An 18,311-nucleotide genomic window follows, 5' to 3' on the forward strand; every position below is an offset into this window, starting at 1 on the left:
AGAGGCCATGCAGAATCGTTTCCGTTTTTATCTTCAACTGGCCTTCACGCTGCTGGTCTGCGCCTTCCTGGTGGTGCCGGTGGTGCTGTCGATGCTGGCCGGTGTGACCGAGAATTTCTTCGTCGGTTTGTCCAGCGGGCTCACGCTGCGCTGGGTAGCCCAGGTGTGGGACATGTACCAGCCCACCATCTGGCGCTCGCTCATCATCGCGCTGGCCTGCCTGGCGGTGACGCTGGTGGCGGGTGTGCCGCTGGCCTACATGCTGGCGCGCTATCGCGGTGGTCACAGTCGCCTGGCGCGCATCATCGAAGAATTGCTGATGATGCCGGTGGCCGTGCCCGGGCTGGCCACTGCGCTGGCGCTGATCATGGCCTATGGTCAGCTGCGCGAGTTCCGCGCCAGCATCTTCTTCATCCTGGTCGGCCATGTCATCTTCACGCTGCCCTTCATGGTGCGGCCGGTGCTGGCGGTGATGCAGTCCTCGCAGCTGGCGCAACTGGAAGAAGCCGCCGCCAGCCTCGGTGCCGGGCGCCTGCGTCGCTTCTTCGGCATCGTCATTCCCAATGCGGCCTCGGGCATTCTGGCCGGGGCGCTCATGGTCGTGACGCTGTCCATCGGCGAATTCAACATCACCTGGATGCTGCACACGCCGCTGACCCAGACTCTGCCGGTGGGTCTGGCCGATGCTTACGCATCGATGCGGCTGGAGGTGGGATCGGCCTATACGCTGATCTTCTTTTTCATGATCATTCCGCTCCTGATCGGCATGCAGTGGGCGACCCAGGCAACACGCAAGAAAGTCAGTCTATGAAGCCCAAGCAAGAAGCCGTTTCCATCCGCCTGCAGCAATGCGCCAAGTCCTTCTCCAACGGTACGCGCGCGCTGCAGCCGCTGGACCTTGATATCCATCCCGGTGAAACCCTGGTTCTGCTGGGGCCCTCGGGCTGCGGCAAGACCACCACGCTGCGCATGATCGCGGGGCTGGAGTTTCCCGATATGGGCGGGCAAGTCTTCTTCGGTGACGAAGACGTGACTGCCTTGCCGATTGAAAAGCGCGGTGTGGGCATGGTGTTCCAGAACTATGCGCTGTTTCCCAACATGAGCGTGGGCGAGAACATCGCCTATGGCATGAAGATCCGCAAGATCCCCGCCGGCGAACGCGCCGAGCAGGTGGAACGCCTGTTGGACATGGTGCATCTGCAGGGCCTGTCGCATCGCCGCGTGGACCAGCTCTCGGGCGGCCAGAAGCAGCGCGTGGCATTGGCGCGCGCACTGGCCATGGAGCCGCGCGTGCTGCTGCTGGACGAACCGCTGACCGCTCTGGACGCCAAGCTGCGCGAAGCCGTGCGCAGCGATCTCAACAAGCTGCTGCGCGGTCTGGGCATCACCGCCATCTACGTCACCCACGATCAGGGCGAGGCCATGGCGCTGGGAGACCGCATCGTGGTCATGGAACGTGGCAGGATCTCGCAGATCGGCACGCCGCGTGAAATCTACTATCATCCGGCCAATGACTTCGTGGCCGATTTCATCGGCGCGATGAATCGCGTGCAAGGTATCGTTTCAGGAGATAGATTGTTGTTGCCCAGCGGAAGCCTGCCGCTGCTGGAGCAGCTCGATGCGGCACAACAAGGGCAGCAGGCCTGCGCGTTGTTCCGTCCCGAAGATGTCGAGGTAGTGGATGTCACCGAAGCCGATGCCCAGTGCGTGCGCGGCAAGTTGCTCAACATCTTTTTCCTCGGCGACCGCAGCCGTTTTGAAATCGAGATCGGCACCGAGCGTCCCGTCATCGCAGAGACCAGCCGCCGTGGCTGGTGGGAGGCCGGGCAGCAGATCGCCATTCGCGTGCCCGCCGAGGCACTGGTGAAACTGGCGCCGCGCGCCGAGAAGGAGAGCGCATGATCCTGGGTCAGATTTCCGACCTGCACATCAAGACCGATGGCAAGAAATCCTATCGCGTGGTGGATACCGCCGAGGCCTTGCGTCGCTGCGTGCGGCAGGTCAATGCACTGAAGCAGAAGCCGGATGTGCTGGTCATCACCGGCGATCTGGTGGACTTTGGCAAGCCCGCCGAATATGCCTGCCTGCGTCAATTGCTGGCACCGCTGACCATGCCCTACTACCTGTTGCCGGGCAACCATGACGAGCGCCGTGCGCTGCGTACCGCGTTTGCCGACCATGCCTACCTGCAGCAGGGGGGCGAGCGCATCGAGTATGTGATCGAGCAGTATCCGGTGCGCATCATTGCGCTCGATACCGTGATCCCGCGTGCCAGCGGTGGCGAACTGGCTGCCTCCAGCCTGCTGTGGCTGGATGAGGTGCTGGCGCAGCAGCCGCAGCGTCCGACCGTGATTGCCATGCACCACCCGCCCTTTACCACCGGCATCGGACACATGGATGACATGGGGCTGGTCAATCCGCAGGCGCTCGAAGCGGTGGTACGCAAGCATCCGCAGGTCGAGCGCATCCTGTGCGGGCACCTGCATCGCTCCATCCAGCGCCGCTTTGGCGGGACGCTGGCGACGACTTGTCCGGGGGTGTCGCATCAGGTGCAACTGGATCTGGATGCACAGGCACCGTCCTGCTTCGTGATGGAGCCGCCGGGTTTCCAGTTGCACTGGTGGGATGCGGCGGCGGGAAGTCTGGTCAGCCATACGGCCTTCATCGGGGAATTCGATGGGCCGTATCCGTTTTATGATGGGGATGAGTTGATCGATTGATCTGTGCAATAGATCAATCGGGGCCGCCGCAGCGATGGCGGCGATGAATGGAAGTAGGGGATATCACTTCCAGACCAGCGCAATCACCGGCGGCTCGCCATAATCCTCGCAACGGTCATTGATGGCCGTGCAGCAGAATTCCACATCTTCCACCAGATCTGGCAGGCGCTGGTGCAGGTCGGCGCTGTGGCTGATCTCGATGGTCAGCACTTCCTTGGGTTTGAGCCTGAACTTGCACATGCCGTCGTCATCGCGCAGATAGGACAGGCAATCGACCCAGGCATCCATGCTGCGGCCATAGAAATCCGGGAAGCCGAAGGCTTGCGCGCTTTCGGTGTGGAAGCTCTCCCAGTCGGTGATGCGGTCGCCCGCCAGTTGTACGGTGGCCATGCCTGCTCTCTTTCAGTTTGCTTTCTTCTCGCGCTTGCCGCCGTCCTTGGGATCGGTGACGAAGCCCAGCTTGGTCAGCCCCGCACCCTGCGCGGCTGACATCACTTCGGCGATCATTTCATAACGGGTCGACTTGTCGGCGCGCAACTGCAGCTCGGGCTGCGGCTTCTTGGCCGCAGCCGTGGCCAGGCGCGCATCCATGTCCTCTGCGCTGACCGGCTGGTCGTCCCAGTACAGCTTGCCGGCGGCATCGATGCCCAGGGTGATGGTCTCCGGTTTTTCCGGGGCCGGGCTGGACTGCGCGGTGGGCAGGTCCAGCTTCAGGGCGTGGGTGAACATGGGCGCGGTGATGATGAAGATCACCAGCAGCACCAGCATCACGTCCACCATCGGGGTGACGTTGATGTCGGCCATCGGGCCCGAGTTGTGGTTGTCGTTGAATCCGCCGAAACTCATGATGGACTCCTCTCGAAGGTCGTGTCGAAGAAATTATTTGCGCATGCCGCCGACGCGCTCGCCGGTGGTCAGGTACGCATGCAGGTCGTGCGCGAAGCCATCCAGTTCGGCCAGCACCACGCGATTGATGCGGGTGAAGGCGTTGTAGGCCAGCACGGCGGGGATGGCCACCAACAGGCCCAGCGCGGTCATGATCAGCGCCTCGCCCACGGGGCCGGCCACCTTGTCGATCTGCACCGTGCCGCTGGCCGAGACCGCCACCAGCGCATGATAGATACCCCAGACGGTGCCAAACAGACCGACGAAGGGGGCCGTGGAGCCGACCGAGGCCAGCAGGGTGAGGCCGCGTTCCAGGCGCGCCGAGACCCGGTTGATTTCGCGACGCAGGGTGCGCGTGATCAGTTCACCCGGATCGGTGGCGGCGTTGAGCGATGGCGTACCTTGCTGGCGGGTGCCGATGTCGGCGGCTTCGGCGGCGCGTTCGGCCATGGGGGTGTAGATCAGTTCGCTGTCCACGCGCTGCATGGCGGCGGTGGCATCGGCCAGGGTCGGTGCCTGCCAGAACTGTTCCAGCGCATTGCTGCCACGGCGGATGCGCCAGGCGGCCCAGGCCTTGGAGAGGATGTAGAACCAGCTGGCGATCGACATGAGCAACAGCAGATAGGCCACCGAGTGGGAAACGGCATCGCCTTGCGCCCAGTAGTGGGCAAATCCAATGTTCTGTTCCATGGTAGGTGCTTTCGGGAAAGACGCCGCGCTTGCGGCAGGGAGTCAATGACGGTGAAGTCCGGGGCAGTCGCTTGGAGCGGCCGGCCCCAAAAAAATTCGCTGCCGGACCTGGTGGGGCGCGGCAGCGTCGGGCATTTCCTGTTGTGGCGGGCCAGGCTTACTTGAAGCCCAGCACATCCTGCATGTCATACAGGCCGGTCTCTTTGTCGGCCAGGAAGCGCGCGGCGCGCAGGCTGCCCATGGCGTACGAGACGCGGCTGGACGACTTGTGCGAAATCTCGATGCGCTCGCCGATGCCGGCAAACAGCACCGTGTGATCGCCAATGATGTCGCCGCCGCGCACGGTGGCAAAGCCGATGGAGGACGGATCGCGTTCACCGGTGACGCCTTCGCGGGCGTAGACGGCGACGTCATCGAGCTTCTTGCCCAGCGCATCGGCGATGACTTCGCCCATCTTCAGCGCCGTGCCGGAAGGTGCATCGACCTTGTGGCGGTGATGGGCTTCGATGATCTCGATGTCGTAGCCGTGCGAGAAATTCTTGGCCGCCAGTTCCAGCAACTTCATGGTGACGTTGACGCCCACGCTCATGTTGGGGGCGGCCATGATGGCGGTGCGCTTGGCGAATTCGGCGATGGCCGCTTTGCCTTCGGCTTCGAAGCCGGTGGTGCCGATGACTACCTTCACGCCATGGGCGGCGCAGTATTCGAGGTGCTTGAGGGTGCCTTCCGGACGGGTGAAGTCGATCAGTACGTCAGCCCCGGCCAGGCCGCGTGCCAGGTCCGATTCAATGATCACGCCCGTGGTTTTGCCCAGGAACAGGCCGGCATCGGTGCCGATGGCCGCTGAGGTGGGCGTATCGAGGGCGCCGGAGAGCTTGAGATCCTCGGCGTTGAGGATGGCTTCGATCAGCATGCGGCCCATGCGCCCGGAGGCGCCGGTCACCGCGATATTCAATGCAGTCATGTGAAACTCGGAAGAAGGAAGTGCAGGAGACAGGGCTTACTTGTTGGTGGCCGAGGAAGGCGCCACCGGCGAGGCCGGCTTGATCTCGCTCTCATCCTTGGGTTTGTCAGTGAAGCTGGCCTTGGAACCGACCTTGGCATCGGTGATCAGGGTCAGGTATTCACTTTCGGTGGGCAGGTTCTGGCCGCCTTCGACGTGATCCAGCAGGTCATCCTTGAAGAACACCGAGACGCGGCTGGTCATGATCTCGCCATTGCCCTTGGCCAGGCGGAAGTCGTAATCCCAGCGGTTGCTGTGGAACATGTCGGTCAGCAGCGGCGTACCCAGCACGAAGCGCACCTGGTCGCGGGTCAGGCCCGGGCGCAGTTGCGCCACCATTTCCTTGGAGACGAAGTTGCCCTGCTGGATGTCGATGCGATAGGGCTTGAGGAAGCCGAACAGGCTGTTGCTCTTGCCGGTCACCTTCACGCCCGAGGTATCGGTGGGCGCCGCCTGTTCCGGCGCCTTGGTCGAGGAACAGCCGGCCAGCGTGACGGCCAGTGCGGCCAGCAGGCCGAGGGCAGCGGTGTGATGACGGGACTTCATTCGGGAAAGCATGCGCATAAAGATTTCAACCGGGTTGAGCCATGAGCCTAAAGCACTATATGATAAGCTAGAACTTACTTCTTAAATAGGCATGAGTGCGTTCCGGGTGTAAAAGGGCGTTCCCCACCGCCCCGCCGGAACGGTCCGCCAGGTCTTCCCAGTGGACCGCCGCGCCTGTTCGAGACCAGTAAACCCCGGGAACCCACTCTACCATGCCGAACAATCCATCCGAACTGAAGGCCAGCGGCCTGAAGGCGACCCTGCCGCGCCTGAAGATCCTTGAGATCTTCCAGAACACTTCGGTGCGCCACCTCAGCGCCGAAGACGTCTACAAACAATTGCTCTCCGACAACCTGGACGTGGGTCTGGCCACCGTGTACCGTGTGCTGACCCAGTTCGAGCAGGCCGGCCTGCTCCAGCGCAATCACTTCGAAACCGGCAAGGCCGTCTTCGAACTCAACGAAGGCTCGCACCACGATCACCTGGTCTGCCTGGATTGCGGCAAGGTCGAGGAATTCTTCGACGCCGAGATCGAAAAGCGCCAGATCAAGATTGCCCAGGAGCATGGTTTCGAGATCGCCGACCACGCCCTGGCCCTCTACGGCCATTGCAAAAACTGCAAGAAAGTGAAGAAATAAGCCCGCCATCGCTTCCTGGCTCGATTTGAGCAAGGCAGCGTGAAGCAAAATGCAAAAAGCCACGTGTGGTCGCACGTGGCTTTTTTGCGTTCTGGCGGGATGGTTGTGCTGGCCGGGCTCAGTGCTGGCTCAGCGCGCTGGAGAGCAGCTTGGCGGTGATGTCGACGATGGGGATGACGCGCTCGTAGGCCATGCGGGTCGGGCCGATCACGCCGAGCGTACCGACGATGCGGCCGTTGACCTCGTAGGGCGCGGTGACGATGCTCATGTCGTCCATCGGCACCAGCTGGGATTCGCCGCCGATGAAGATCTGTACGCCGGTGGCCTTGCTGGAGACATCCAGCAGCTGCAACAGCCCGGTCTTCTGTTCGAACATGTCGAAGAGGCGGCGCAGCGAATTCATGTTGGAGGACAGGTCGGTCACCGACAGCAGGTTGCGCTCGCCGGAGATGACCACGCTGTTGTCGGCCTCTTCGCTCATGGCGTCGCTGCCGGCTTCGACGGCGGCCTGCATGAGCGTGGTCATGTCGTCGCGCAGCTGGCGCAGCTCGCCCTGCAGATGCACACGCACCTGGTCGAAGCTTTGGCCGGCGTAATGCTGGTTGATGTAGTTGGCGGCCTGGGTCAGTTGGCTGGGGGTGTAATCGACCTCGGTCAAGAGCATGCGGTTCTGCACATCGCCACCCTGGTCGACGATGACCAGCAGGATGCGCTTTTCCGACAGCCGCAGAAATTCGATCTGCTGGAACGCCGATTCGCGCTTGGGAGTCATTACCACACCGGCGAACTGCGACAGCGAGGACAGCACCTGGGCTGCATTGGTGATGATCTTCTGGGACGAGCCGCTGTGCTGCAGGCGCGACTGCAGGCGGCCTTCGAGGGCGCTTTCGTCGATGGCCTCGACGGTGAGCAGGGTATCGACGAACATGCGATAGCCGCGCGGCGTGGGCACACGACCTGCCGAGGTGTGCGGGCTGGCGACGAAGCCCATCTCTTCGAGATCGGCCATGATGTTGCGGATGGTCGCCGGGGACAGTTCCAGACCGGACAGTTTCGACAGCGCGCGCGAGCCCACCGGCTGGCCGTCGGCGATGTACCGTTCGACCAGGGCCTTCAAAAGTGTGCGGGCGCGGTTATCGAGTTGCATGGGGCATATTCTAGCGGCATATCCGCCAAATGTGACGGCGGCTCCGTCCTGGGGGACATTGTACGAAGAATCAGGCCTGCGTTTGCAGCCAGTCATGCAGCTCATGCAGGTCGCGGCAGATGGCGTCCGGCGTGATGCCTGCCGGCAGCGTGCGCTCAAAACGGTTCATCCACACCGCCCGCAGGCCGGCCTGCTGTGCGCCCTGTACGTCCAGCAGCGGGTCGTCGCCCACGTAGACAGTGGCCGCCGGGGCAACCTGCAACGCTTCGCAGGCGGCATGGAAGATGGCCGGGTCGGGCTTGGCGCGGCCGAAGCGGTGCGCGGCAATCGAGACGCCGAAGTGACCGGCCAGGCCAATGCGATCCAGGTCGGCAAAGCCGTTGGAGACCGAGCCCAGCGTCAGCCGTCCCTTCATGCGCAGCAGCGCCGGTTCCACGTCATCGAACAGCGCCACCGTGCTGCGCGCCTCGGAGAACACGGCCATGGCCGGGTCGACCAGCGCCAGGTCCACGTCATGCTCGCGGAAGACATCGGACAGCGCCGTATGGCGCAGCTTCCAGAGGTCGATGCGATACATGGGATCGGTCTTCATCAAGGCCATGCGGCGTTCGCGCAGGCTGGCAATCGTATGGGCCGCCACCACGGCGGGCGCATGCTCGCGCAGCCAGTCGTAGAGCAGGCCTTCGGCGCGCACCAGCACCGGTTCGATGGCCCACAGGGTATCGTCGAGATCGAACAGCACCGCCTCGATGGAGGAGGGCGCAGGCGAGGAGGGCAGGGAGGAAGCGCTTGGTTTCATTACAATGTCATCTCAAATTATGGTCTAATCCGCAGCATGTGGCCCATCAAATTACCCGTTCAGGCAGCCGTACCCAAAACCGTCGCCATCGTCGGCAAGTTCCAGGCCGTCGGCATCGCGCAGATCTTGTCGGACATCGCCGTGTTCCTGGAGTCGCATGGACACACCGTGGTCTTCGAGTCCGAGACCGCCGAGAACATCGCCCTGCAAGGCTATGACAGCCTGACGCCCGAGCAGATCGGACAGCAGGCCGACGTGGCCATCGTGGTCGGCGGCGACGGCACCATGCTCGGCATTGCGCGCCAATTGGCTCCGTACAACGTACCGCTGATCGGCATCAACCAGGGGCGGCTGGGCTTCATCACCGATATTGCCCAGGACCGCATGATACCGGCTCTGGCCGACATGCTGGAAGGCAAGGTCGAAGCCGAGTCGCGTTCGCTGCTGGAAGCAAGGGTCTACCGCGAGGGTAGCGAGATCTTCCGCGCGCTGGCTCTGAACGACGTGGTGGTGGCGCGTGGCTCCACCTCCGGCATGGTCGAGCTGCGGGTGGAGGTCGATGGCCGCTTCATGTACAACCAGCGTTCCGATGGTCTCATCGTGGCCACGCCCACGGGTTCCACGGCCTATGCGCTGTCGGCCGGCGGACCGATTCTGCATCCCAGTCTGCATGGCATCGTGATGGTGCCGATTTCACCGCATTCGCTGTCCAACCGTCCCATCACCCTGTCGGATTCCTGCGAGATCGTCATCCAGGTGGTGGCCGGACGCGAGGTCAGCGCCAACTTCGACATGCAGTCGCTCACCAGCGTGCTGCATGGCGACCGCATCGTGATCCGCCGCTCGGCGCACAAGATCACCTTCCTGCATCCCGAGGGCTGGAGCTATTTCGACACCCTGCGCGAGAAGCTGCACTGGAATGAATACCCGTCGATAGAAGGCCGTTTACAATAAGCGCGCCATTGTCCCGGCCGGCGTGTGCCGGTCTGCATGGCACCCCTGGCCTGTTCGTCCAACCCGCTGCGAGACCACCATGCTGCGTACCTTAACGATTCGCGACTTCGTGATTGTCGATGCCATCGAGCTCGAATTCGCGCGCGGATTTTCCGTCTTCACCGGCGAAACCGGCGCCGGCAAATCCATCCTCATCGATGCCCTGGCGCTGGCCATGGGCGGACGGGGCGACCCCAGCGTGGTGCGCGAGGGGGCGGCCAAGGCAGACGTGAGCGCCGACTTCACCGCCACGCCGGAAGTCATGGCCTGGCTGGACGAACACGAATTCACCGGCGAGCACGACGGCGTGCTGCTGCGCCGGGTAATCGACAATGCCGGCCGCAGCAAGGCCTACATCAATGGCAGCGCCGCCACCGCCGCGCAATTGCGCGAAGTCGGCGAGATGCTGGTGGACATCCACGGCCAGCATGCGCACCAGTCGCTGATGAAGGCCGATGCCCAGCGCCAGTTGCTGGACAGCCAGGCCGGCCTGCTGGAACCTGCGCGCGAAGTGGCCACCGCCTACAAGACCTGGCGCGCCCTGGCGCGTCAGCGTGAACAGTTCGAACAGGATGCGCGCAATGTCCTGCTGGAGCGTGAACGCCTGGAGTGGCAGGTGGCCGAGCTGCACAAGCTGGCCGTCAAGCCCGGCGAATGGGCCGACATCAGCACCGAGCACAGCCGTCTCTCGCATGCCGCTGCGCTCATCGGCGGCGCGCAGGAAGCACTGGGGGTGATCTCGGAATCGGAGTCCCCCATCCTATCGCAGCTGTCCTCGATCACGCAGAAGCTGAGCAAGCTGGTCGATGTCGATACCGCCCTGAAGCCCGTGCTCGATGCCTTGGAACCGGCGCAGATCCAGTTGCAGGAAGCGGTCTATGCCCTCAATGATTACCTGGGCCGGGTCGAACTTGATCCGGCACGGTTGCAGGCAGTGGAAGAGCGCCTCGAAGCCATCCATTCGACCGCCCGCAAATTCCACGTCCAGCCCGATGAATTGCCCGAGGAGCATCGCAAGCTCTCCGAACAATTGAAGCAACTGGCCGACGCCAGCGATCTCGACGCCCTGCGTGCGCAGGAAGACAAGCTCAAGGACGCTTACCTGGCCCTGGCGCAGAAGCTCTCCGGGGCGCGCGCCAAGGCCGCTGCCGCGCTGGGCGAGGCGGTCACGGCGGCGATGCAGGATCTGTCGATGGCCGGCGGACGTTTCGAGATCGCGCTCAATGCCGTGGAGCCGGCCGCCTACGGACTGGAGCAGGTCGAATTCCTGGTGGCCGGTCACGCCGGCGTGGCACCGCGCGCACTGGCCAAGGTGGCCTCGGGCGGTGAGCTGGCGCGTATCTCGCTGGCCATCTCGGTCATCGCCTCGGCCGCCACTACGGTGCCGACCCTGATTTTCGATGAAGTCGACAGCGGCATCGGCGGCGCCGTGGCCGAAGTGGTCGGACGGCTCTTGAAGCGCCTGGGCCAGGAACGCCAGGTGTTGTGCGTGACCCACTTGCCGCAGGTGGCCAGCCAGGCCAACCAGCACTACCAGGTCAAGAAGCGCAGCGAAGGGGGCAAGACCCTCTCCGACATCGACGGGCTGGATGCCAAGGCGCGCGTGGAAGAAATCGCCCGCATGCTGGGCGGACTGGAAATCACCGCGACCACGCGCAAGCATGCGCGCGAGTTGCTGGCTTCCTGATCGCGGCTTCCCTCACAAGAACATCAAGAACACCAAGCTCAACGACTATGGCCTTTCGCAAAGAACCTCCCTACACCCATGGCAGCCCGGCCTCCACCGCCGTGGTGCTGGTCAACCTCGGTACACCCGACGCGCCCAACGCTGGCGCGCTGCGGCGCTATCTCAAGCAGTTCCTGTCGGATCCACGTGTGGTGGAAATCCCGCGGGCGGTGTGGTGGTTCATTCTCAACGGCATCATCCTGCCGTTCCGTTCGTCCAAGTCGGCCGAGAAATACGCCAGCATCTGGACCGAGGAAGGCTCTCCGTTGCGCGTGCATACCCAGGCCCAGGCTACGGCACTGGGCGCGCAGCTGGCTGCGCGCGGACATCATCAGCTGCAGGTGGTGTATGCGATGCGCTATGGCACGCCCTCCCTGCCGCAGGTGCTGGACCAGTTGAAGGAGCAGGGCTGTACGCGCATTCTGGTGCTGCCGGCCTATCCACAATATTCGGGCACGACCACGGCATCCATCTTCGATGCGGTCTTCGATCACTATCGTCAGGTGCGCAACATTCCCGAGCTGCGCCTGATCCGTAATTATCACGACCAGGATGCGTATATCCAGGCGCTGCGCCAGTCAGTGCTGGACCACTGGGACCTGCACGGGCGGCCGGACAAGCTGCTCATGAGCTTCCATGGCGTGCCCAAGCGCACGCTGATGCTGGGTGATCCCTATCATTGCGAGTGCTACAAGACCGCACGCCTGCTGGCGCAATCGCTGGGTCTGGCCGAGGATCAGTATCAGGTCACCTTCCAGTCGCGTTTCGGCAAGGCAGAATGGCTGCAGCCCTACACCGCCCCGACCGCTCAGGAACTGGGCCGCCAGGGCGTGCGTCGCATCGACGTGATGTGCCCCGGTTTCACCAGCGATTGCCTGGAAACCCTGGAAGAAATCGCCATGGAGGTCAAGGAAGACTTCCTTCACGCCGGTGGCAAGGAATTTCACTTCATCCCTTGTCTGAATGAATCTCCGGCCTGGATCAAGGGCATGGTGGAACTGGTCGAGCAGCATCTGGCCGGCTGGCCGACCATGAGCAACGCCGCCGCCCGCGAGGAGCTGGCGCACCAGCAGCGCATTGCCGCCGAGCGCGCCAGGGCGCTCGGCGCGGATCGCTGATTTTTCACGAAGCTTCATATCGGCCTGCGCGCAACGGCGGCCTGACCACGTCAGCCTGCTAGAATAGCGGGCTGAACGCCTTTTGTTACCTGTCCGGCAATGAGCCTGCCGGGTAGCGGCGGGCCAAATTGTTCATACAAGAAAAAAACCGGGCTGGCGCAGTCGCTCAGAGCGTGTATTCACCCACCAGATGGGTATAGCTGATCCAGGCGGTAGCCAGCAGGCTGTACAGGGCGACGAGAATGGTGGCCGCAATCAGTGGCAGTTTCATGATGACACCTTGTTGGCGCGACAAGAGAGGGGAAGTGGTAAAGCCGTCGAACGAGTTGGCCCCAGCGGGCGAGAACTCGAATTCAGTTTAGGTCGGGCTCGAATTAACTTGAAGTCAGAGTCCGTAATTTCTGTAAGCGCGCGTAACATTTTTCTTCTTGAAATCGCAGAAATAGGCAAAAAGTCGCCGGAAAGTGCCAAAAAGCCCTTGAAAAAGCAGGGAGATACCTTACTTGTGCCGCATCCCATCGTGGACGGCGCCCTGCATCGGACCGCCGCACGCACGTAACTCATTGATTTGTTGGAGGTAATTCAGGAATGCAAGACATGGAAAAACAGGAGTCCCCATCCGTCCAGCAAGACAACCCGGCTGTTGAGGCCGCCGCGGCCCCTGCTGCCGAGCAGGCCGCTCCCGCTCCCGCTGCCGCTGCCGAGCCCACGCTGGAAGACAAGCTGGCCGCCGCCGAAGCGAAGGCTGCCGAACTGCAGGACGCCTTCCTGCGTGCCCGTGCCGAAGGCGAGAACATCCGCCGCCGTGCTCAGGAAGACATCGCCAAGGCCCACAAGTTCGCCATCGAAGGCTTCGCCGAATCCCTGCTGGCGGTCAAGGACAGCCTGGAAATGGCCCTGAAGATCGAAAACGCCTCGCTGGAATCGCTCAAGGAAGGCGTGGACATGACCCTCAAGCAACTGACTTCGGCCTTCGAGAAGAACAAGCTGCAGGAAGTGAGCCCCCAGGCCGGCGACAAGCTGGACCCGATGAAGCACCAGGCCGTCTCGGCCGTGCCGGCCGAGCAGGAAGCCAATACCGTGGTGGCCGTGCTGCAAAAGGGCTATATGATTTCCGACCGTCTGCTGCGTCCGGCGCTGGTGACGGTGGCCCAGGGAAAGTAAGCGGACCGGCGCCGCAAGAGGGCAAGCGCAAAAGGCATCATTTTTGCTTGTCCCGGTGGTTTCGGCGCTTGAAAGTCCGGCTTTCCTCCACATATTCAAACCATTCAAAACACCTGTAGCCCGACATCCAGGGCTGAAAGAACGAAGGAAAAATCATGGGAAAAATCATTGGTATTGACCTGGGCACCACCAACTCTTGCGTTTCCGTCATGGAAGGCAACCAGCCCAAGGTGATCGAGAACTCCGAAGGCGCGCGTACCACGCCTTCCATCATTGCGTATCAGGAAGACGGCGAAATCCTGGTCGGCGCTCCCGCCAAGCGCCAGGCCGTCACCAACCCGAAGAACACCATCTACGCCGCCAAGCGCCTGATCGGCCGCAAGTTCACCGAGAAGGAAGTGCAGAAGGACATCAACCTGATGCCCTACCAGATCGTGGCCGCCGACAATGGCGACGCCTGGATCGGCGTGCGTGACAAGAAGCTGGCACCCCCGCAGATCTCTGCTGAAGTGCTGCGCAAGATGAAGAAGACCGCCGAAGACTACCTGGGCGAAGAAGTCACCGAAGCCGTCATCACGGTCCCGGCCTACTTCAACGACGCCCAGCGCCAGGCCACCAAGGATGCCGGCCGCATCGCCGGTCTGGACGTCAAGCGCATCATCAACGAGCCGACCGCAGCCGCGCTGGCTTTCGGCCTGGACAAGGCTGAAAAGGGGGACCGCAAGATCGCCGTGTATGACCTGGGCGGCGGTACCTTCGACGTGTCCATCATCGAAATCGCCGACGTCGATGGCGAAAAGCAATTCGAAGTGCTCTCCACCAACGGTGACACCTTCCTGGGTGGCGAAGACTTCGACCAGCGTCTGATCGACTACATCATCGAGGAATTCAAGAAGATCAACGGCCTGGACCTGTCCAAGGACGCCATCGCCCTGCAGCGCATCAAGGCCTCGGCCGAACGCGCCAAGATCGAGCTGTCGTCTTCGCAACAGACCGAGATCAACGAGCCCTACATCGCCATGGCCAATGGCGCACCGGTCCACCTGAACCTGAAGATCACCCGCGCCAAGCTGGAGTCCCTGGTTGAGGAACTGATCGCCAAGACCATCGAACCTTGCCGCACCGCCATCAAGGATGCCGGCGTGAAGGTCTCCGACATCGACGACGTGATCCTGGTCGGCGGCATGACCCGCATGCCCAAGGTCATCGAGAAGGTGAAGGAATTCTTCGGCAAGGATCCGCGCCGTGACGTCAACCCCGACGAAGCCGTGGCCGTGGGCGCCGCGATCCAGGGTTCGGTCCTCTCGGGCGACCGCAAGGACGTGCTGCTGCTGGACGTGACCCCGCTGTCGCTGGGTATCGAAACCATGGGCGGCGTCATGACCAAGATGATCAAGAAGAACACCACCATCCCCACCAAGTTCAGCCAGGTGTTCTCCACTGCCGACGACAACCAGCCGGCCGTGACCATCAAGGTCTACCAGGGCGAGCGCGAAATGGCCGTGGGCAACAAGGCCCTGGGTGAATTCAACCTGGAAGGCATCCCGCCGGCACCGCGCGGCACCCCGCAGATCGAAGTGACCTTCGACATCGACGCCAACGGCATCCTGCACGTGGGCGCCAAGGACAAGGCCACCGGCAAGGAAAACAAGATCACCATCAAGGCCAACTCCGGCCTGAATGAAGAAGAGATCGAAAAGATGGTGCGCGACGCCGAAGCCAATGCCGAGGAAGACAAGCGCCTGAAGGAACTGGCCGAAACCCGCAACCAGGGCGATGCGCTGGTGCACTCGACCAAGAAGGCACTGGGCGAATACGGCGACAAGCTCGAAGGTGGCGAGAAGGAAGTCATCGAGTCCGCCATCAAGGCACTGGAAGAAGCCTTGAAGGGTGACGACAAGGCCACCATCGATGCCAAGACCGAAGCCCTGTCGACTGCGGCCCAGAAGCTGGGCGAGAAGATGTACGCCGACCAGCAGGCTCAAGCCGCCGCTGCCGGTGGTGCTGCGGGCGCCGCAGGTGCACAGGCCGGCGCTGCCGGTGGTGCCGCACCCAAGGACGACAACGTGGTCGACGCCGACTTCAAGGAAGTGAAGTAATCCGGGACTGACGCCTCGTTTCCCCTGAGGTCAGCGCTCGCGCCCGGGTGCGGTTTACCGCAGCCCGGGCGGATTTTTGAGAAGCATCCACCCGGCCGGGTTGTTTTTTCGGCCAGGCCGGTACGCCGAGTCCGCAGTCAAAAGCTGAACTCGGCTTTTTCACATTGTTGGTTTCCGGTCGTGCGTGCGCGGCCGCAGATGCAGATGCAGGCCATCGCAGCAGCGACGGAACACAATAACAAGGTGGGTTATACAACATGGCAAAACGCGATTTTTACGAAGTGCTCGGCCTGGCGAAGAACGCCAGCGACGACGAAATCAAGAAGGCTTATCGCAAGCTGGCGATGAAGTACCATCCTGACCGCAACCCGGACAGCAAGGGTGCGGAAGACAAGTTCAAGGAGGTCAAGGAAGCCTACGAGATGCTGTCGGACCCGCAGAAGCGCGAGGCCTATGACCGCTACGGCCATGCCGGCGTCGATCCCAACATGGGGGCAGGCGGCGGTGCCGGTGCGGGTGGCTTTGCCGATGCCTTCGGCGACATCTTCGGTGACATCTTTGGCGGCGGCGGCGGTGGCCGCGGTCGCAGTTCCGGCCCACAGGTCTATCGCGGCGCGGACCTGCGCTACAACCTGGAAATCACCCTGGAGCAAGCTGCCCACGGTTTCGACACCACCATCCGCGTGCCCTCCTGGGACCAGTGCGATACCTGCCACGGCAGTGGCGCCAAGCCCGGCACTTCGCCGGTCACTTGCACCACCTGCGGCGGTCATGGCCAGGTGCGCATGCAGCAAGGTTTCTTCAGCATCCAGCAGACCTGCCCGAAGTGCCACGGCAGCGGCAAGATCATTCCGGAACCCTGCACCACCTGCGCTGGCGCCGGCCGCATCAAGCGCAACAAGACGCTGGAGGTCAAGATCCCTGAAGGTATCGACGATGGCATGCGCATCCGTTCCTCGGGCAATGGCGAGCCGGGTGTCAACGGCGGTCCTCCGGGCGACCTGTATGTGGAAATCCACATCAAGCCGCATGACGTGTTCCAGCGCGATGGCGACGACCTGCATTGCGAGATGCCGATTTCCTTCGCCAAGGCGGCACTGGGTGGCGAGATCGAAGCCCCGACCTTGAACGGCAAGGCCTCCTTCTCCATTCCCGAAGGCACCCAGAGCGGCAAGACATTCCGCCTGCGCGGCAAGGGCATCAAGGGTGTGCGCTCCGGTTATGCGGGCGACCTGTTCTGCCACGTCGTGGTGGAAACCCCGGTCAAGCTGACCGAACGCCAGAAGGAACTGCTGCGCGAGTTCGAGCAGCTCACCACTGAAGGCGGCGCCAAGCACAGCCCGCAGACCAAGACCTGGAAGGACAAGGTCAAGGAATTCTTCGAGTAAGTTGTGACATCAGCATCAGCAGCAAAGCAAAAGGCCAGCGTGATTTTCGCTGGCCTTTTTCTTGTCCATCGCTTGAGCTCAGGTACTCAGAAACAATGCTCCTGCGCCGGGAAGCTGCCATCCTTGACCGCCGCCACATAGCGGCGCACCGCCTCCTCGATGCCACTGGCTCCTTCCATGAAGTTGCGTACGAAGCGGCTCTTGTGGCCGGGGAAAACGCCCAGCATGTCGTGCATCACCAGTACCTGGCCCGAGCAGTCGGGGCCGGCGCCAATGCCGATGGTAGGAATGCTGAGCCGGTCGGTCACTTCCTTGCCCAGCGTGGCCGGTACCGCTTCGATCACCACCAGAGAAGCGCCCGCCTGCTGCACCGCCAGCGCATCGGCATGCAGTTGGGTGGCGCCATCGCTGGTCTTGCCCTGCACCTTGAAGCCCCCCAGCTGGTGCACCGACTGCGGCGTCAGGCCGATGTGGGCGCACACCGGAATACCGCGCTCGGTGAGGAACTTGACGGTATCGGCCAGCCACACGCCGCCTTCGAGCTTGATCATCTGCGCGCCCGCCTGCATCAGCAGCGCGGCGTTGCGGAAGGCCTCCTCGCGGGTCGGGTAGGTGCCGAAGGGCAGGTCGGCGATGATCAGCATGGTACGGCTGCCGCGCGCCACCGCCGCCGTGTGGTAGGCCACGTCCTGAATGGTCACCGGCAGGGTCGAATCGTGACCCTGGCAGACCATGCCCAGGGAGTCGCCGATCAACACCGTTTCCAGCCCGGCGCGCTCCATGAGCGTGGCGAAGCTGGCGTCATAACAGGTCAGCATGCTGATCTTGTCGCCCTTGGCGCGCATCGCCTGCAGGGTGTGGGTGGTCACCGGCTTGGCGCGCGTAGCGCCCGATTCCTGAAGATAGCCTGCCATGAAGAATTCAACCTCCGTGATTGAGAAAGGCGCGCTTGCCGTGCATTTCCTGGATGTGCTGCATCCTTGTGAAGCGGATCCAGATGCTCGGTGTTGATGGTCGGCACCGACGCCTCTTCGTAGTGATAGAAAAAATGACTGTAGCATTCCGACAGCGGTTGCAGGCAATCCTGGGACAGGGTTTCCTCCATGCGGATGCCGCGCGCTCCACAGTGCGGCCAGACGGGCGGTCAGTGAGCGCTTGCCAGTTGCGACCGGGCAGTCGATGGCGATGCGGCGGCCGCTTTCCAGTGCCATGCCTTCCTTCGCCCGGCACGTCGGGTGCGGCATTGTAGTTGATTTCACTGCGGCCGGCGCTCATGCCTGCTTTGGCTTTTGTTGATTCGATGCAATATCCTGTCCATCCTCAGGTGGTGCAGACAACTCAAGCGGAATTCGGCCTTTATTCCACGCAAGGCCAGACCCGCTCAGCCAGCACAAT

Annotated in this window: 18 protein-coding genes; 10 read left to right on the forward strand and 8 right to left on the reverse strand. The window is 62.6% G+C overall.

From position 1 onward, the window contains the following. The first annotated feature begins 7 nt into the window (after positions 1–7). Genes HWE01_RS17440 through HWE01_RS17450 form a run of 3 tightly spaced genes read left to right on the forward strand, consistent with a single transcriptional unit; the run spans position 8 to position 2,720 of the window. Positions 8–811: an ABC transporter permease gene (locus tag HWE01_RS17440; RefSeq protein WP_008325465.1), complete on the forward strand. Its 804-nt coding sequence runs from the start codon at positions 8–10 to the stop codon at positions 809–811. Further along, on the forward strand, positions 808–1,902 hold the full coding sequence (locus HWE01_RS17445) for an ABC transporter ATP-binding protein (protein WP_008325467.1): 1,095 nt from the start codon (positions 808–810) through the stop codon (positions 1,900–1,902). Before HWE01_RS17440 ends, HWE01_RS17445 begins: the two co-directional genes overlap by 4 nt. After that, complete coding sequence (locus HWE01_RS17450) at positions 1,899–2,720, forward strand: phosphodiesterase (protein ID WP_241822426.1); 822 nt, start codon at positions 1,899–1,901, stop codon at positions 2,718–2,720. Before HWE01_RS17445 ends, HWE01_RS17450 begins: the two co-directional genes overlap by 4 nt. 63 nt (positions 2,721–2,783) lie before the next feature. On the opposite strand, the gene HWE01_RS17455 is transcribed toward HWE01_RS17450, so the two are convergent. The 5 genes from HWE01_RS17455 to HWE01_RS17475 form a co-directional block, all read right to left on the reverse strand. Next, positions 2,784–3,110 (reverse strand): barstar family protein, encoded by a 327-nt coding sequence (locus HWE01_RS17455; protein ID WP_008325472.1) that lies wholly within the window; start codon positions 3,108–3,110, stop codon positions 2,784–2,786. 12 nt (positions 3,111–3,122) lie between these two features. Further along, the gene (locus HWE01_RS17460) at positions 3,123–3,566 is read right to left on the reverse strand and encodes an ExbD/TolR family protein (protein WP_008325474.1); all 444 of its coding nucleotides are present in this window, start codon (positions 3,564–3,566) and stop codon (positions 3,123–3,125) included. A 33-nt stretch (positions 3,567–3,599) separates the two neighbouring features. Further along, on the reverse strand, positions 3,600–4,295 hold the full coding sequence (locus HWE01_RS17465; RefSeq protein WP_008325475.1) for a MotA/TolQ/ExbB proton channel family protein: 696 nt from the start codon (positions 4,293–4,295) through the stop codon (positions 3,600–3,602). Between the two features lie 157 nt (positions 4,296–4,452). After that, a complete protein-coding gene (gene dapB, locus HWE01_RS17470) occupies positions 4,453–5,259 on the reverse strand; it encodes a 4-hydroxy-tetrahydrodipicolinate reductase (RefSeq protein WP_008325477.1) in 807 nt (268 codons plus the stop codon). A 36-nt stretch (positions 5,260–5,295) separates the two neighbouring features. Next, positions 5,296–5,844: an outer membrane protein assembly factor BamE gene (locus HWE01_RS17475; protein ID WP_008325478.1), complete on the reverse strand. Its 549-nt coding sequence runs from the start codon at positions 5,842–5,844 to the stop codon at positions 5,296–5,298. Positions 5,845–6,056: 212 nt separating this feature from the next. Here HWE01_RS17475 and fur point away from each other — a divergent pair, with 212 nt between their 5' ends. Further along, positions 6,057–6,482 carry a ferric iron uptake transcriptional regulator gene (fur, locus tag HWE01_RS17480; protein WP_008325479.1) on the forward strand — a complete coding sequence of 142 codons (426 nt, stop codon included), beginning with the start codon at positions 6,057–6,059 and terminating at the stop codon, positions 6,480–6,482. A gap of 118 nt (positions 6,483–6,600) precedes the next feature. Here the strand turns inward: fur and hrcA are convergent, their stop codons facing one another. Both hrcA and HWE01_RS17490 read right to left on the reverse strand, forming a co-directional pair. Then, on the reverse strand, positions 6,601–7,629 hold the full coding sequence (gene hrcA / locus HWE01_RS17485; RefSeq protein ID WP_008325480.1) for a heat-inducible transcriptional repressor HrcA: 1,029 nt from the start codon (positions 7,627–7,629) through the stop codon (positions 6,601–6,603). Between the two features lie 70 nt (positions 7,630–7,699). Then, complete coding sequence (locus HWE01_RS17490; protein WP_008325481.1) at positions 7,700–8,428, reverse strand: HAD family hydrolase; 729 nt, start codon at positions 8,426–8,428, stop codon at positions 7,700–7,702. A gap of 36 nt (positions 8,429–8,464) precedes the next feature. On the opposite strand from HWE01_RS17490, the gene HWE01_RS17495 reads away from it, so the two are divergent. The 6 genes from HWE01_RS17495 (at position 8,465) to dnaJ (ending at position 16,916) form a co-directional block, all read left to right on the forward strand. Beyond that, positions 8,465–9,382, forward strand: a complete 918-nt coding sequence (locus tag HWE01_RS17495) for an NAD kinase (protein ID WP_008325482.1) — start codon at positions 8,465–8,467, stop codon at positions 9,380–9,382. 79 nt (positions 9,383–9,461) lie between these two features. Then, a complete protein-coding gene (gene recN / locus HWE01_RS17500; protein WP_241822427.1) occupies positions 9,462–11,108 on the forward strand; it encodes a DNA repair protein RecN in 1,647 nt (548 codons plus the stop codon). Positions 11,109–11,155: 47 nt separating this feature from the next. After that, entirely contained in the window at positions 11,156–12,265 is a 1,110-nt protein-coding gene (hemH, locus tag HWE01_RS17505; protein ID WP_241822428.1) for a ferrochelatase, read from the forward strand. A 588-nt stretch (positions 12,266–12,853) separates the two neighbouring features. Next, on the forward strand, positions 12,854–13,429 hold the full coding sequence (grpE, locus tag HWE01_RS17510; RefSeq protein WP_241822429.1) for a nucleotide exchange factor GrpE: 576 nt from the start codon (positions 12,854–12,856) through the stop codon (positions 13,427–13,429). 155 nt (positions 13,430–13,584) lie between these two features. Further along, positions 13,585–15,528 carry a molecular chaperone DnaK gene (dnaK, locus tag HWE01_RS17515; RefSeq protein WP_241822430.1) on the forward strand — a complete coding sequence of 648 codons (1,944 nt, stop codon included), beginning with the start codon at positions 13,585–13,587 and terminating at the stop codon, positions 15,526–15,528. A gap of 257 nt (positions 15,529–15,785) precedes the next feature. Further along, positions 15,786–16,916 carry a molecular chaperone DnaJ gene (dnaJ, locus tag HWE01_RS17520; protein WP_008325488.1) on the forward strand — a complete coding sequence of 377 codons (1,131 nt, stop codon included), beginning with the start codon at positions 15,786–15,788 and terminating at the stop codon, positions 16,914–16,916. 86 nt (positions 16,917–17,002) lie between these two features. Here the strand turns inward: dnaJ and panB are convergent, their stop codons facing one another. Further along, positions 17,003–17,830: a 3-methyl-2-oxobutanoate hydroxymethyltransferase gene (panB, locus tag HWE01_RS17525; protein WP_008325489.1), complete on the reverse strand. Its 828-nt coding sequence runs from the start codon at positions 17,828–17,830 to the stop codon at positions 17,003–17,005. Positions 17,831–18,311 lie beyond the last annotated feature (481 nt).

The sequence above is a fragment of the Herbaspirillum sp. C7C8 genome, assembly GCF_022627875.1.
Lineage (GTDB): Bacteria > Pseudomonadota > Gammaproteobacteria > Burkholderiales > Burkholderiaceae_D > Herbaspirillum.